We start from the raw sequence: 14,962 nt of genomic DNA, 5'->3' as shown, positions 1-14,962 counted from the left end.
TTATAATACGATTGCCCCATTACAAGTCAAGTTCTATTTTGTATTCAAGTCTCTGAAATTCCAGTTTTCTTTCCAAGAAGAGGGGGTAAAAACCAGCTTTTCCAGACAATTCTAATGTACATAGTGCAATAGAATGAGTTTTTATTAGTCTGCGGCTGCAGACAGTGCAACAGATTGCTAGTTCTTAACTAAGTTAAAAGATTCATATTAGCGCCAGCCTCTGGATTGGCTTGCATTACTCCATTCCTACTTTTTTAGTTCTAATTATATATCCTATCTCATTACTTCATTTTTTTCCATTTAAGGTATTGACTTGTTCTAATTAATAGTGTTATTTTTGGTAGGGAAACCGGTTCTCTATATTTAATGTAATAAATTCCAACTCATTCTACGCAGCAGGCATGGACAACCCGTAGTTAGCCGCTATCCGTCTTTGGATCACTTTTCTAATCTGCATAAGGCAGACTTTAACGGGAAGACGCTGCACGATCAAGTTGAAAGCGTTTTAAAACCTGAATCTGCAAATTTGCTCCGGCGGTTGCGCACCCGCTTGCCAGCAAGCTGAGCAGGCTCACAATTCAAACATCTGCGTGACATTTGAAGGGAGAGTTGAATAATGAAATCGCATTCCAAGGTTGCGGCGGTCCTATCGCTTTCACTAAGCATGGTTCTTGGTGCCGCTTTGCCGGCAATGGCTGATCCGGCTACAAGCGTAAATAACAAGGTTAATTACAGTACTGATGTCATGTATCAGATCGTGACCGACCGGTTCTCGGACGGTAATCCGTCCAATAACCCGACAGGCGCTGCCTTCAGCAGCGACCATTCCAATATGAAGCTGTATTTCGGCGGCGACTGGAAGGGAATTATCAATAAAATCAATGACGGGTACCTGACCGGTATGGGGGTTACTGCGCTCTGGATTTCCCAGCCGGTGGAGAACATCACCTCTGTCGTTAATTATTCCGGTGTGAACAACACGTCCTATCATGGCTACTGGCCCAAAGATTTCAAAAAGACCAACGCTGCCTTCGGAAACTTCACCGATTTTCAAAACCTGATCTCCACAGCACATGCGAATAACATCAAAGTCGTTATCGACTTTGCTCCCAATCACACCAGCCCGGCTTCGTCGTCGCAACCAAGTTTTGCTGAGAACGGCGCACTGTATGACAATGGCACGCTGCTCGGCAACTACACCAATGACTCCAAAGGTTTGTTCCATCACAAAGGAGGTACGGATTTTTCCACCATTGAAGACGGCATTTACCGGAATCTGTATGATCTGGCGGACATCAATCAGAATAACAACACGATTGACAAATATTTCAAAGAAGCCATTGGGCTTTGGCTTGACCTGGGTGTGGATGGCATCCGGTTCGATGCGGTGAAACATATGCCCTTCGGCTGGCAAAAAAGCCTGGCCTCTTCCATGTACAGCGGCAATCATCCGGTTTTCACCTTCGGTGAATGGTTCCTCGGCCCAGACGAAACCAGCCCGGACAATGTCAAATTTGCCAACAGCAGTGGAATGAACCTGCTTGACTTCGCTTATGCCCAGGAAGTCCGCGAAGTATTCAAGGACAAATCGGAAACGATGACTGATCTCAACTCTGTGCTGGAATCTACTGCCTCCAGCTATAATTACATTCATAATATGGTTACCTTCATCGACAATCATGATATGGACCGCTTCCAGGCAGCCGGCTCCAGCACACGACCGACGGAGCAGGCCTTGGCGCTCACACTTACTTCGCGGGGTGTACCGGCCATTTATTATGGTACCGAGCAGTACATGACCGGCGTCGGCGATCCGTATAACCGGGCAATGATGACAGGATTTAATACCAACACAACTGCTTACAAGCTGATCAAAGCTCTGGCTCCGCTGCGCAAGTCCAATCCTGCAATTGCTTACGGCACGACCACACAGCGCTGGGTCAACAACGATGTGTATATTTATGAACGTAAATTCGGCAACAGCGTCGCTCTTGTAGCCATCAACCGCAATACATCCACACCGTATCCGATTACGAGTCTGTTATCTTCGCTGCCTGCAGGCAACTACACAGATGTGTTGGGCGGATTATTAAATGGCAACTCAATTTCCGTCGGCAGCGGCGGTGCCGTCACCAACTTCACGCTTGCAGCCGGAGGAACGGCGGTTTGGCAGTCTACAGCTCCTGCATCAACACCGTCCGTTGCAAATGTCGGACCGACGATGGGCAAACCGGGCAACACAGTAACGATTGACGGACAGGGCTTTGGCAGCAGTGCGGGAACAGTGTATTTCGGAACTACCGCTGTCACCGGTTCAAACATTGTGAGCTGGGAAGATTCCGAGATCAAAGTAAAAATTCCAAATGTTGCTGCCGGCAAGACAACAGTAAAAGTAACCACAGCTTCCAGTACAACAAGCAATGCATTCAGCAATTTCAATGTATTGACTGCTGATCAGGTCACCGTACGCTTTAAAGTCAACAACGCGACCACAAGCCTAGGATCAAGCGTGTATCTGGTCGGCAATGTAGCCGAGCTGGGTGCATGGAGCGCTTCTGATGCGATCGGTCCTATGTACAACGTAGTTGAAGAAACCTACCCGACATGGTACTACGATGTCAGTGTACCGGCTGGTACGCCTCTGCAGTTCAAGCTAATCAAATCGAACGGCACCACCGTAACCTGGGAAGGCGGCAGCAACCATACGTATACATCCCCAACCAGCGGCGTAGGCACGGTGACAGTTGACTGGCAGAACTAAAACGTTGTTAATGAAACAGAGGCTGTCCCAGAAGTAGATTTTCTACGAGCGGAGACAGGCCACCTTTAATTTCAAAAGCATAAAAGTCAATAGAGCAGCCTCCTCCTGTTATTGGAGGAGCGCTGCTCTATGTTTTACGTTTGCCGTTTAACTGATTATCTGTGGTTTAACCATTTATATCGTTGCTGATTTTTTCAAAATATAGATTAACCGTTCTTTCTTTAGACCAGTATACACTGCCAATTACGCCGGCGCCAAATATCAAAAGCCGGTTTTGTTTTATGTTCAATATGATCCTTCCTTTTCAACAAATTAGTCACAGGTTGCCTAAACAACATCTGTTCGATATGATAATAGAACGGTATTCATATGATTACAATCGGCAGATTAAGCGATAAGCCGCTTAAACAACAGATAATAATTTGATGTTTTTTTAAAAGGGGCTAACCTTTTGAACAACAGAAGGATACTTAAATACACAGTCATATTTATCAAAAAAGCACAGAATCTTTGCAGCCCATCCGGGCTCATCAGAGATTCTGTGCTAATTTGAGTCCGGCTGCATTGGGCACTCCCTTTTACCGGAGCCAGTCCTGCAAATGGGCTGCCACGAAATCATTATCCACAAGATGAGGATAATCCCGGCTCACTCTGCTGATCTCTTCCAGCTGGCCGGGTGAAAGCTGCTCCTCCGGATTCAGGCACCACAAGCCTTCAAGCAGCCCCTGCCGGCGCAGTGCCTCATGAATGCCCGGGATGCAGCCATGAAACTGATGGGCCGGATCAAACAGCGCCGCATTGCTGTCCGTCACTTCAATGCCAAGGGTCAGCCAGCTGGCCGCCAGAGAGGCATCGCTGCGGATTTTTTTGATCTCGTTTAGAAGCTGAACCGCTTTGCTGGTCCAGACTGCCCAGTGGCCGAGTAGCCCGCCGACGATTTTTTTCTCCACCGGCTCGCCATTCACCTTAAAGCGGTAAGTGGTGAGCAAATCCGTAACAATATTATCATCGTTGCCCGTGTAGAGCGCAATTTCCCCGCAGCGGCTGGATTCCATCACGGCTCTGACCACATCTAGGCTCTGATAACGGTTGAACGGTGCCATTTTGATGGCAATAACCCCTTCAATTTCCGCAAATCTCCGCCAAAAGTCAAAGCTTAAGATCCGGCCGCCGACGGATGGCTGCAGATAAAACCCGAATACAGGAATCACATCAGCGACTCTGTGTGTGCGTTCCAGCAGTTCCTCTTCGCTCCAATCCTGCAGTCCGCCCATACTTAGCAGTCCTGCTTCGTAGCCCAGACTTGCAGCGAGCTGCGCTTCCAGCACAGTCTGCTCCATACCGCCGCATATGCCGGCGACCTTCAGAAAAGGCCGGTCCAGATTTGCATGCTCCACTTCTTCCGCCGCCAGCCTGAGCACCGGCTCCAGCAGACCGATCTCCGGATTGCGGATTTCGAATTGCGTAGAATGCACCGCCACAGCAATTCCGCCTGCCCCCGAGGCTAAATAGTAACGGGTCAAAGCCCGCTGACGGCGTTCATCCAGCTTGCGCTCGGCCGTCAGGGCCAGAGGATGTGCCGGAATCGCCAGACCTTCATGCAGCGCTTCATACAGCTCCGGCGTTAAAGGTTTTCTTGCCGCTCCCATTAATAGTTGCCCTCCCGTTCCTGAAAATGCGTCGGCTTGTTCCAGGTCGCACCGTCCAGACGAACCCACTCGGCCACCCAATCGATCATCTGGGCGAGTGCTACCTGCGGATACCCGAAGGCAGCTGCCGCTTTGGAAGCTTTGCTTAACAGGGCATTAGGCGCTTCTTCACCCGTGAAGACCGGCTCCACACCCAGCCTGCGGCCGATTTCCGCTGCAGCCCAGCGCAGCGATATCGTCTCCGGTCCGGTAATGTTCATGACATTCGGTGGCGAGCTGCAGCGGAGCAGCGCACGCAGGGCCAGCTCGTTGGCATCCCCCTGCCAAATAACATTGGCGTGCCCCATAGTGATATCGATCGGCCGCTGCTCTTTAACGGATCTTGCAAGCTCAAGCAAAACGCCATAACGCAGGTCTATGGCATAATTCAGCCGGTAGATGAACATCGGGGTACCATTCTTATGGGAGAAATGCTCGAAGATCCGTTCACGGCCCAGACAGGACTGCCCATACTCCCCGTTCGCATTCGGAGACATTTGCTCCGTTGCACCGCCTTGGCCAACTGGGGTGAGCGGGTAGACATTGCCTGTGGAAAACACTACAATCCGCGAATTGCGGAAACGTTCCGCGACGCGCCCCGGCAGGTAGGCGTTCATCATCCATGTGAAATGCTCATTCCCCGTTGTGCCGAATTTATTGCCGGCCATGTAGAGGATATTTTTCGTTTCAGGGAGTGCCTGCAGCGCGCTGTCGTCAGACAAATCCGCAGAGATAATCTCCACACCGGCTTCCAGCAGTTCCTGCTTCAAGGCATCGTTCGAGAAGCGGGAAACGCCGATCACCTTCTTGTCCAAGCCAGCCTCCCGGACCGCATTTACCGCCAGCCGGGCCAGGCTCGGCCCCATTTTGCCGCCTACTCCGAGCAGCATAATATCTCCTTCGACCCTGGCGAGCTCCTCCAGCAGGGCGGCAGACGGACGGGCCAGCCGGTCTTCCAGTTCCTGAACGGATGTGATCGCAGCCTGCATTACGGTTTGCATAGAGATTTCTCCTTTCGGTTGGCCAAATTAATAATTTCTACAGTTCTTTGAATCTCTTCCAGACAGGCCTTCCTCCGCCTTATAGTGCTTCGGGTCCGTCCAGCAGCTCCCGGCGAAGCTCTGCCGGGAGCAAAAAGTCAAAATCGCAGCCCAGGTTCGCCTGCAGCACCCGCATATGAAACAGTAAGCCGTAGCCTCTGTCGTAATGAGGCTCCGGTGCCTTCCATAAAGCGCGCCGCCGGGCCAGCTCCCCGTCCGGTACCTTGAGGACCAGCTTTCTTGCGGCAATATCCAGCTCGATTTCATCGCCGTCCTGTACAAGCGCCAGTGTTCCGCCAACGGCTGCCTCCGGCGCCGCATGTACGATCAGGGCGCCGTAGGAAGTGCCGCTGATCCGCGCGTCGGAGATGCGGACCATATCCCTTATCCCGCGCACCAGCAGCTTTTGCGGAATCGGGATTTGCCCGATTTCCGGCATCGCAGGCGCGCCTTTGGGCCCTGCATTCTTGAGCACCAGCACACTGTGCTCATCGACCTCCAGCTCCGGGTCGTCGATCCGCAGCAGGAGGTCCGCCGGGCTCTCGAACACCACCGCGCGTCCGGTGTGCTGCTTCAAATGCGCGGATACCGCCGTCTGCTTAATCAGCGCGCCGTCCGGGGCCAGATTGCCGCGCAGCACGGCAAATCCGCCCTGGCTCTCCAGCGGCTCCGCTACGCTGCGGATCACATCCCGGTCCAGGGTAGCCGCCTGGACCAGATTCTCCGTAACCGTCCTGCCGGTTACGGTCAGACAGCCGCCGTGCAGCAGCGGCTCCAGCTCTTTCATCAGCGCAGGCACGCCGCCTGCCTCACAATATTCCTCCATCTGATATTTGCCCGAAGGCCGCAGATTCAGAATGAACGGCGTCCGGCGGCTGATCGCGTCGAACGTCTCCAGCGGCAGCTTCCGCCCCAGCCGCTGAGAGATAGCTATAAGATGGATAATGGCATTCGTCGAGCCGCCGCTGGCCATCGTGACCGTGATGGCGTTCTCCACCGCCTCGGCGGTCATGATGTCGCGCGGGCGGATATCCCGCCGCACCAGCTCCACAATCTGCTTGCCGGTCCGCTCGGAGAGATGCCTGCGGCGGCTGTCCGGCGCGGGGATCGCCGCGCCCCCCGGAAGCGCCATGCCAAGGGCTTCGGCAATGGAGGCCATGGTGCTGGCCGTGCCCATCACCATGCAGTGCCCGTCGCTGCGGCAGATGGCGTCCTCCGCCACCGCCAGCTCCCCGTCCGTGATATTTCCCGCTTTATGCTCCAGCGTAAAGCCGTAACAGTCGGTGCAGGCGCCCAGGCTGCGTCCGCCCAGACGGCCGTTCAGCATCGGCCCGCCCGTCAGTACAATGGCCGGAATGTTCACACTGGCCGCGGCCATGAGCTGGGCGGGCACCGTTTTGTCGCAGCCGCCGAGCAGCACCACCCCGTCAATGGGATGGCCCTTCATCATTTCCTCCGTATCCATGGCCATCAGGTTCCGCAGCAGCATCGTCGTCGGCTTGACGTAAGGCTCGCCAATCGAAATCGTCGGGAATTCCATCGGCACTCCTCCGGCCTGCCAGACTCCACGCTTCACATAATCCGCCAGCTCATTAAAATGCGAGTGGCACTTGTTCAGCTCACTGAAGGTATTGCAGATGCCGATAACCGGCTTGCGCAGATCCTCCTCCGTATACCCCATCGACTTTGTAAACGAACGGTGAATGAAGCCCCACAGATCTTTTTCCTGGAAATATGATTCACTTCTCAGCCTGCGTCCGGCAGCTCCGCTCCCGGCCTTGCCCTCCCCGCTGATTCCCGAACGTTCCTCCATGCCCCCATCTCCTTTTTGCTTCCTGCCAGATACTGAACCACTTAGACCAGTCCAAGGATTTCCGGCGTTGGCCGGTGAATAATTGCTTCTATGAAGTCCTCCGGCACACGCGGCAGCTTCGTACCCTCTACCAGATCGTTTATTCTGTAGAGGGCATCCAGCATCTGCTGCGTACCAAAAAACGGATAATCCGAACCAAACAGCAGCTTGTCCTGAACTCCGTATTCCGCAGCGGAAACTAGCGCATTATAGAATTGCCACGGCCGGCTGCCGAGCGCAGACACATCCATGTACATACCGGGATGCTTGCGCACCAGCGAGATGCACTCATCCACCCAGGGATGGCCCATATGGGCCACTATCATTTTCAGCTGCGGAAAAGCCCTGGCTATCGGATCAAGCATCGCCGGACGGGAAGCATCCAAATACCCCTCCGAGACAAACGAAGTTCCCTGATGCCACAGGATGGGTACGTTCAGCTGCTCTGCTTTGGCATAGAGGGCCATATGCTTGGGGGCGTCCGGATAAAAGTTCTGGTAGATCGGCGCCAGCTTCAATCCTTTTAACCCCAGCTCAAGGACAGCTGTCTCCAACTTGCCTACACAGTCCAGATCATTCGGATCAACGCTGGCAAAACCGAACAGCCGGCCAGGGTCAGTACGGCAGTATTCCGCTACATATTCATTTGGCACCACCAGCCCTGTGGCATGTGCCGCCATCGCCAGCACAATTGCCCCCGAGAAGCCTTCCAGGTTGCGCCTGTGCTGCTCTGGTGTGGCTTCAATATTCATATCCGGGCCCCATGCGCGTTTGATCGCGGCATCCGTCGGCCCCGCCACCATGCCCGGTCCAAATAAATGAGTGTGAGAGTCAAAAATCATATCGGCTCCTCCTTCAGGCTACAATTCACTCCCGTTTGCCAGATGTCCGCCATCCACACGGACCGTTTCCCCCGTTACATATCCCGCATCGTCAGAGGCCAAAAAGAGAAATACATTAGCAATCTCCTGCGGGGTTGCTGCACGTTTCATCGGCGTGTGCTCCGAATGGGACGGAAGACCGGCTTCCTCACGCAGCCTGCGGTCGAGCGGCGTATCCACGAATCCCGGCGCTACTGCATTGACGCGAATTCCATACGGAGCCAGCTCTACTGCCATGGATTCGGTCAGCAAAATAACAGCGGCCTTGGACGCATTGTAATGCGCAAGCTCTGCGCTGGCGGATATTCCATTTTTGGAGCTCATATTAATGATCGCACCGCCGCCGCCTTGACCTATCATCTGCCTGGCCGCAAGCTGGCCTATTCTGAATACCGCGCGGACATTGATCTCAAGGACTGCATCCCAGTGCTCAGAGGAAATATCAAGAAAGGGCTCTCTGTAAGCAATGCCCGCATTGTTCACAACAATGTCAATCCCGCCAAAGTGCGTGAAAGCCTTCGCGGCAGACTGCTCAAGCTGCGCCAAATCCCGCAGATCACAGACCTCCACCGCAGAATCCCCGCCGTAATCTGCCAGCTCTTCAGCTGCAGCACGAAGCTCCTCTTCGCTGCGGTCCAGCAGAATCACACGTGCCCCTTCTTCCAGGAAACGGCGGGCAATGGCCAGCCCTATGCCTCTCGCCGCTCCGGTTACCAGTACTCTTTTTTCGGCCAGTCTCATGCAAGCCCCCCATTTCGCAGTCTAGAGCACTCCGTATTTATCGTAGACTTGCCTTAGTGTGAACCCGGCCAGAAGCTCATCGCGTGTATGATTCTCCCTAGTCGCCTTATCCGTTGCCAGCACGAAGACCTCATCGAGGACCGCGCCCGGTATCACCACCACACCGTCACGGTCGCCAAAGATAATGTCACCGGGATGCACCAGCACGCCTCCGCACAGCACTGGAATATCGTAGTCAATAACGATTCCTCGTCCCTGTGAATCTACCGGTTTGGTACCGGTGGCAAAGACGGGAAAGCCCAGCTCCAAAATTTTGGCAGTATCCCGGATTAAGCCGTCCACGATTGCGCCGCGCCCGCCCCGCATTTTGGAGGCCGTCGACAGCAGCTCCCCCCAGAGTCCGTTCTGCCTTGATTCGTTCGTGCAGCCGATAACAATCTCACCCGGCTTGACGCTGTCCACCGCTTCAATCTCCTTGGCGTAGGGATCTTCAGGCAGATGATGAATATCTACAGACAGAACGGTTTTCGCCCGTCCGGCAACGACCCAGGAGGGGTCGATCGGATTGATATTTTCACGCATCACCTGATTGCGGTAACCCAGCTGATCCAGCGTATCGGAGATTACCGCAGAGTAGAGCGTTTCACACATGGTATCAAATAGTTCCTGGTCGTTCATTCTTTATCCCATCCCTTCATCGCTCTATTGGCTAAGCTTAACCGGCTGGCCTGCCTGCACCGACTGGTAGGCTCGGAGCGCGACTTCCGCAGATCTCAAACCGTCAAGACCCGTTACCGGGACCAGCGCGCCTTCCAGCAAGGCCTGCACAAACGCCATCAGCATCAGTCCGTTCATATCGTCCCCCCAGAAAGACCAGCTGCCTTTGCCGGACGCTCTGCCATACACATCAGATCCATAACGTCCGGATATTCCCGTGTGATCAAGCTTCTTTTACAAAAAAACCGTCTGTCCCGTTTCCCTGCTCTCATTAGCTGCTTCAATAAACCGGATCAGCTCCAGCGTAACCCGCGGGCTTACGGGTGGAGGTGCTCCTCCCGCCGTCAGCAGAAACGCCTTGAGCAGATTCTGATGGCCTGCTTCATACTGGCCGCCCAGCGCATTTACAGCAGTACTGCCCCGTTCCCTGTGCAGAACGGCATAGAAATCCGCACCCCCTGTCCGGTTGCCGCGCATCGTTCCAATCCTTCCGTCCTTCCATAGCCCCGCGGCCCATTCCTGGGTTTCATTGCTTATGGCTCTCACAGAAATGCACCCTTCACCTAGCGCAGCGTACAGCATTTCAGCCGTGTGGATGCCGTACCAGAATAATCCGGGCTGGGTTGGCTGAAATTCAAGCGGACCGCTGCAGTCTGCTCCCACGATGGAGCCTTCAGTCTCATCCTCAAGCGCTGCATTCAACGGGCCACCGAACCGGACCATGGAGCTGGAAAAAAGGGGAGTTCCATAGCTTGCCGCAAGTTCCGCGATTGCAAGTGCATCCGCGCTCGTGACCGCAAACGGCTTGTCGATAAACACCGGCTTGCCATAGGGGGCCAGGACAGCGAACTGTTCGCGGTGTACTCTGCCGTCTACAGAAGTCAGAAGAACCGCATCCGACCTCTCGGCCACTTCTGTTATCGAAGCCAGCAGCTCGACACCGCAGTTTTCCTGCAGCTCCCTGCTGATTCCTTCCACCCTTGATGCGCTTAACTCAAAATCCGCTGAGCCTCCGGCATACCCACAAACCAGCCTCCCGCCGGGTACATGCAGCGCATGGGACACCTGGTTCAGCAGTGAAGCAAAAATTCTGCTGTGCGAGGTGTCCATGCCTACCATGCCAATCTTCAGCTCTTTCAACCCTTGCACCTCCGTGCATAGACTTGGTTAACCAATTGCTTTAGAACAGCGTGCCCTTCAATCTTTTGTGAGCAGGTTGATTTCAGATGGCGTCCGCACGTCCTCCACAAAACGTTCAAGCAATGCCATATAGGCTTTCCCTACCTCATCAATGCTGTACGTATTTCTCGCCTTCTCCTCGCCCAGTGTTTTCAAGCGCTCACGCAAGCCATCCTGCTCCAAAAGCCAAGCCACCCGTTCAGCACATTCCTCTTCCCTGCCCGAAGCATAAAGGGAAACACTCAGCTCATCATCGAGCAGCTCAGGCAGAGCCCCCACATCGGGCACAACAACCGGACACCGGCAGGCCATTGCCTCCAGGACGGTCATCCCAAAAGATTCATTTCCGGTAGTGCTGACATACACCCCGCCGCTTTCGGCCACTGCAGAATAATAAAGATGCATCTCCTCGTAATCCACTTTGGGCAGCCACTCAAAATGCCGGAGTTCCAGCACTTCTGCCCTGGCCTGCAGCTTGCTTGTAATTTCTTCGGGAGCGGTGTAGCCGCCGATAAGCAGGAAGTGAAGGTCCGGGAATTGCGCATTCAGTCTGCCAGCTAGATTCATGAAGGACTCCCAGTTTTTATGCTGATCGAGCTTGCCCACCCACAAAATCGTAGGCGGCCGCTTGCCGGGAAGCGCTTCGTATTTGAATACATCCGTGTCCAGACAGTTATTAATATGAAAAGCATCCGGTATCCCGATCCGTTCCAGCATTTCCTTCATATAAGCAGAAGGTGTGATGACGTAGTGATAGGGCAGGCTATCCTTGGATTCTGCCAGTTTCCGCAAAGGCTCCTCATAGGTGGTATGCACCTCATGAATGATCACTTTTTGGGGCTCGGCTGGACCCAGTGCTTCATACAATTCATAGGTATCGATCGTGATGATCACATCAAAATCATGAGCTGCAATGTAGCTCCTGAGTTCGTCCGTCGTCCGGAGGATACGCACATGCGTATAGCCTTCAAAAGCGCCGGCCCCGCCGTAGTCCTCCAAAAATGCAAAATGCACCTCCGCCCGCCCGCGCAGAAACTTAAGCCTGTTCGCCAATTGTGTTGTGACTCCGCCCAGCAAGCAAAATTTATAGAAATATAAAATCTTCATAGCGCCTCCTGTCCTGCCTCCGGGGTCTGAATCCGGTACAGTGCCGTTGTTCGGGCAAAATACAATCCGCCTTCACCATCCATCGCCAGCAGCCGGGCATCTTCGTCCAGCATCTCCAGCCGGTTCAGGCGCACATCATATTTAAATAGAAGATTCATTGCCGCCCCATACAATACACCTTCCCTGTACAGCAGCTCGCAGCCTCCCCGCCAGAAGTGGGTCATTGCTTCCCAATCCACCGGGTTCACCGGAATCGTCCGTTCAGTCTTCAGCGTTAGCGGGTTGAAAAGAAAGAGCTGCCCTGCCGTGAGTCCCCACACCTTGCCCTCATCATCCAGTGCAAGCGCCGGGATTGCCTTTTCACCTGGTACCGGAACGCCCTCCCACACTTTGCGGCGGCTGTTCACATCCCAGATCATCAGGGACGCCTCCTTCCGCTCCGGTGCGATCCCGAGTCCGCCCCAGACGGAGCCGCCTGCGAACAGCAGTTCTTCCCCGGCAGCCAGAGACACTATACTTTGCTGCGGCAAAAGCCCCCTGAACACTTCACGTATCCCGGTTACGGGATGAAACAGTGTCAGTGCACCTCCATTCCGGCCGTAGGACGGTACCGTACCAATGGCCACCTCTTCTCCCGCTCGGGTCCAGGCAAAAGCCCGGTCCTGATCTTCCTCCTGCAGCGAAAAAACCAGCTTAGGATTACTGCCCGGATTCCACTCCAGGTTTGGATCATAGGCAAAGATATTGGCTTTGGGATAGACGCCGAGATACATAATGCCGTGAGCCGCCATCATTCCCTCAATCTGTCCGATCCCCCGGCGAGAGGTGATTTCTGATGCCGCCGGATCATAGCTGGCCAGCCCGCCGGCAAAATAGCCGCCGATGTACAATTTCCCCTCTGGTCCCCAGGCCAGTGACTGCAGATGAACCGGCTGTCCCTGCAGCATAAAATCCATAACGGTGTGCCGGTCATTCTCGGGATCATAGATCCAGCAGGTGCCGTCCCTATGCACACCCGCCAAGCAGCTTCCGTTCGGATTCAGCGGATGGCCTTCCAGCCAGCCGTAGTCTCCTGCCGGTTCCGGCATGACAAGTGAGGTAGGCGTGAGAATACCTGTCCCGAATGTATACCGCTGCAGAATATCATCCTTGATGAAGTACACATTCCCCTGAGGGTCCGCCGCAGACACACTAAGTCCGCTCACATGTTCTATAGTTTTCTCCCACTGCCTCAGCTCCAGATCATAGATATACAATCGGGAACACGGTGTTATCCGGACTAACAGCTTGCCATGTACAATATTCAAATCATAGACCAGCTGCTCCGTAGAACATTCCTCCGGCAGGCTGATCTCTCTCCGGTCCCCTGTCACTGTATCCAGTTCCACAATATGTGGACACCGGGTCCCGACACCAACATAAAGTCTACCCTTCCACGCTTCCATGGAGCGGGCGTATTGCTCCCCCTCCACCATGACACCGTAATCTCTGTAGTGTCCTGTGGACGGGTTATATTGAAATACTTTGCCGCCCGGATAGCAGCCCCCATAGATGTTGCCTTCTTCATCGGTTGCAAGCCGCCAGGTGTAGAACTCGCCGGGAATCATCTCTCCCAGATTCTCTACCCCTTGCTCATGCGTGAATCTGTATAGAATCCCGCTGCCGCCGATGTAGACTCCGCTTGCTGCCGCGACAACTCCCCAGCAGTGGTCCGAGCCTTCCAGCGCGAATTGCTGCACTGGCTCGCCGCCCGCAGGATCGAGCACAAACAGCATACAGGGACTGCCGGAAGATACGGCATAAATCCGGTCCTCCCCCCGCCACTTGCCATAGGCCGAAGCCCATACCGCAAGTCCGCTCAGCGGCTCGCCAATCCGCAGCGCCTTCATCCGCCTTGCCCTTCCTTAACTATGGCTGCGGCATGCTCTGCGTCCTGAACACCAGTTATAGGATAGGCGAGTACCGCTCCCAACAGCTTTGCCGGAGATTCCGCATACTGCCGGAAGGCATCTGCTGAACGTTCCAGCGGGAACACGCTGCTGATCAGCGGCTTCACCTGGATATCGCCTTCTGAGATCAGCCGGATGTATTCCGCCATGTTGCGCCCTTCGGTCCAGCGGACGTAGCCATAGGGATAATCAATTCCCTGTTTTTCATAGACAGGATCATAACGGCCCGGACCACCCGCCCTGGAGATTAGCACCTGCGCTTCCTTCCCAAACATCAGCTCACGCGAGAAGTCCGGTTTCACATCTCCGACCAGCAGCACTTTCCCTTGATTCCTCACCCATTGCAAGCCCTGATCGACAAGCCCGCCCGATTTGCCCCCGGCACAGATAATCACGGCATCGGCCCCCATTCCTGCTGTCAGGCTATCGAGATGCTGGCTGACCCGCTGCGGATTCACCGCAATGTGGCGGATGCCCAGACTCCCGGCGGTCCGGCAGCGCTCGGCAAGCAGATCATAGACAATCACCCGGCAGCCGGCGGCCCGCGCAATCTGTGCAATCAACTGGCCGAGTATACCTGCTCCAATCAGCACCAGCGTTTCGCCGAACTGCAGGTCCGCCTGCCTTACGGCATGGACCGCGATGGCTCCAAGACCCACCGTAGACGCCTCCTCCGGACTGACATGCTCCGGAACCGGCACCATCAGATGCTGCGGCATCAGCAGCCATTCCGCATGTTTGGCGTAAGGTGCCCCATAGCAGGCCACCCGCTGGCCTTCCGGCCAATGCTCCATTCCTTTTCCCCGCGACCGGATGACGCCAGCCGCACTATATCCGAGAACGATCGGCTTCTGGCGATGAGTGCCGTTCATCATAATTTCTGTTCCGGGGCTGATAGCTGAATATTCAGTCTCGACAAGCACGAAGCCGTCCTCAAGCACCGGAGCGGGAATATCAGCCACACTTATTTGACCATTCTGGGATAATACCGCCTTCATATAGCCTCTCTCCTCCCGACTGCTTCGCGTACATAACAGTACGAATGTT

At 54.5% G+C, this 14,962-nt stretch carries 12 protein-coding genes; 1 reads left to right on the top strand and 11 read right to left on the bottom strand.

Annotated elements, in window-relative coordinates; genetic code table 11:
- The first annotated feature begins 616 nt into the window (after positions 1-616).
- Positions 617-2,761, top strand: coding sequence for an alpha-amylase family glycosyl hydrolase (locus PGRAT_RS14400; RefSeq protein WP_025706076.1), 2,145 nt, complete (start codon positions 617-619; stop codon positions 2,759-2,761).
- Between the two features lie 578 nt (positions 2,762-3,339).
- On the opposite strand, the gene PGRAT_RS14395 is transcribed toward PGRAT_RS14400, so the two are convergent.
- From PGRAT_RS14395 to PGRAT_RS14350, 11 genes are all read right to left on the bottom strand, one after another.
- Complete coding sequence (locus PGRAT_RS14395) at positions 3,340-4,410, bottom strand: dihydrodipicolinate synthase family protein (protein WP_025706075.1); 1,071 nt, start codon at positions 4,408-4,410, stop codon at positions 3,340-3,342.
- A complete protein-coding gene (locus PGRAT_RS14390) occupies positions 4,410-5,450 on the bottom strand; it encodes an NAD-dependent epimerase/dehydratase family protein (protein ID WP_425311846.1) in 1,041 nt (346 codons plus the stop codon). Before PGRAT_RS14390 ends, PGRAT_RS14395 begins: the two co-directional genes overlap by 1 nt.
- 79 nt (positions 5,451-5,529) lie before the next feature.
- Complete coding sequence (locus PGRAT_RS14385; protein ID WP_081954751.1) at positions 5,530-7,302, bottom strand: IlvD/Edd family dehydratase; 1,773 nt, start codon at positions 7,300-7,302, stop codon at positions 5,530-5,532.
- Between the two features lie 41 nt (positions 7,303-7,343).
- Positions 7,344-8,183 carry an amidohydrolase family protein gene (locus tag PGRAT_RS14380; protein ID WP_025704813.1) on the bottom strand — a complete coding sequence of 280 codons (840 nt, stop codon included), beginning with the start codon at positions 8,181-8,183 and terminating at the stop codon, positions 7,344-7,346.
- 18 nt (positions 8,184-8,201) lie between these two features.
- Positions 8,202-8,963, bottom strand: a complete 762-nt coding sequence (locus PGRAT_RS14375; protein WP_025704812.1) for an SDR family NAD(P)-dependent oxidoreductase — start codon at positions 8,961-8,963, stop codon at positions 8,202-8,204.
- A gap of 21 nt (positions 8,964-8,984) precedes the next feature.
- Entirely contained in the window at positions 8,985-9,641 is a 657-nt protein-coding gene (locus PGRAT_RS14370) for an RraA family protein (protein ID WP_025704811.1), read from the bottom strand.
- A gap of 24 nt (positions 9,642-9,665) precedes the next feature.
- Positions 9,666-9,869 carry a hypothetical protein gene (locus PGRAT_RS33240; protein WP_155990356.1) on the bottom strand — a complete coding sequence of 68 codons (204 nt, stop codon included), beginning with the start codon at positions 9,867-9,869 and terminating at the stop codon, positions 9,666-9,668.
- 45 nt (positions 9,870-9,914) lie between these two features.
- Positions 9,915-10,820 carry a Gfo/Idh/MocA family protein gene (locus PGRAT_RS14365; RefSeq protein WP_025704810.1) on the bottom strand — a complete coding sequence of 302 codons (906 nt, stop codon included), beginning with the start codon at positions 10,818-10,820 and terminating at the stop codon, positions 9,915-9,917.
- 57 nt (positions 10,821-10,877) lie between these two features.
- Positions 10,878-11,966: a glycosyltransferase family 4 protein gene (locus tag PGRAT_RS14360; RefSeq protein ID WP_025704809.1), complete on the bottom strand. Its 1,089-nt coding sequence runs from the start codon at positions 11,964-11,966 to the stop codon at positions 10,878-10,880.
- On the bottom strand, positions 11,963-13,855 hold the full coding sequence (locus PGRAT_RS14355) for a WD40 repeat domain-containing protein (protein ID WP_025704808.1): 1,893 nt from the start codon (positions 13,853-13,855) through the stop codon (positions 11,963-11,965). Before PGRAT_RS14355 ends, PGRAT_RS14360 begins: the two co-directional genes overlap by 4 nt.
- A complete protein-coding gene (locus PGRAT_RS14350) occupies positions 13,852-14,913 on the bottom strand; it encodes a zinc-dependent alcohol dehydrogenase (protein ID WP_025704807.1) in 1,062 nt (353 codons plus the stop codon). Before PGRAT_RS14350 ends, PGRAT_RS14355 begins: the two co-directional genes overlap by 4 nt.
- Positions 14,914-14,962: the final 49 nt, after the last annotated feature.

The organism is Paenibacillus graminis, from assembly GCF_000758705.1.
Lineage (GTDB): Bacteria > Bacillota > Bacilli > Paenibacillales > Paenibacillaceae > Paenibacillus_AQ > Paenibacillus_AQ graminis.
The sequence above is the reverse complement of the archived record's forward strand: the minus strand, read 5'-3'. Positions and strand labels throughout refer to the sequence as shown.

Coding starts and splice junctions, on each gene's coding strand:
- PGRAT_RS14350 (WP_025704807.1), bottom strand. CDS start 14,913: ATGAAGGCGGTATTATCCCAGAATGGTCAAATAAGTGTGGCTGATATT.
- PGRAT_RS14400 (WP_025706076.1), top strand. CDS start 617: ATGAAATCGCATTCCAAGGTTGCGGCGGTCCTATCGCTTTCACTAAGC.
- PGRAT_RS14385 (WP_081954751.1), bottom strand. CDS start 7,302: ATGGAGGAACGTTCGGGAATCAGCGGGGAGGGCAAGGCCGGGAGCGGA.
- PGRAT_RS14355 (WP_025704808.1), bottom strand. CDS start 13,855: ATGAAGGCGCTGCGGATTGGCGAGCCGCTGAGCGGACTTGCGGTATGG.
- PGRAT_RS14395 (WP_025706075.1), bottom strand. CDS start 4,410: ATGGGAGCGGCAAGAAAACCTTTAACGCCGGAGCTGTATGAAGCGCTG.
- PGRAT_RS14390 (WP_425311846.1), bottom strand. CDS start 5,450: ATGCAAACCGTAATGCAGGCTGCGATCACATCCGTTCAGGAACTGGAA.
- PGRAT_RS14360 (WP_025704809.1), bottom strand. CDS start 11,966: ATGAAGATTTTATATTTCTATAAATTTTGCTTGCTGGGCGGAGTCACA.
- PGRAT_RS14370 (WP_025704811.1), bottom strand. CDS start 9,641: ATGAACGACCAGGAACTATTTGATACCATGTGTGAAACGCTCTACTCT.
- PGRAT_RS14380 (WP_025704813.1), bottom strand. CDS start 8,183: ATGATTTTTGACTCTCACACTCATTTATTTGGACCGGGCATGGTGGCG.
- PGRAT_RS14375 (WP_025704812.1), bottom strand. CDS start 8,963: ATGAGACTGGCCGAAAAAAGAGTACTGGTAACCGGAGCGGCGAGAGGC.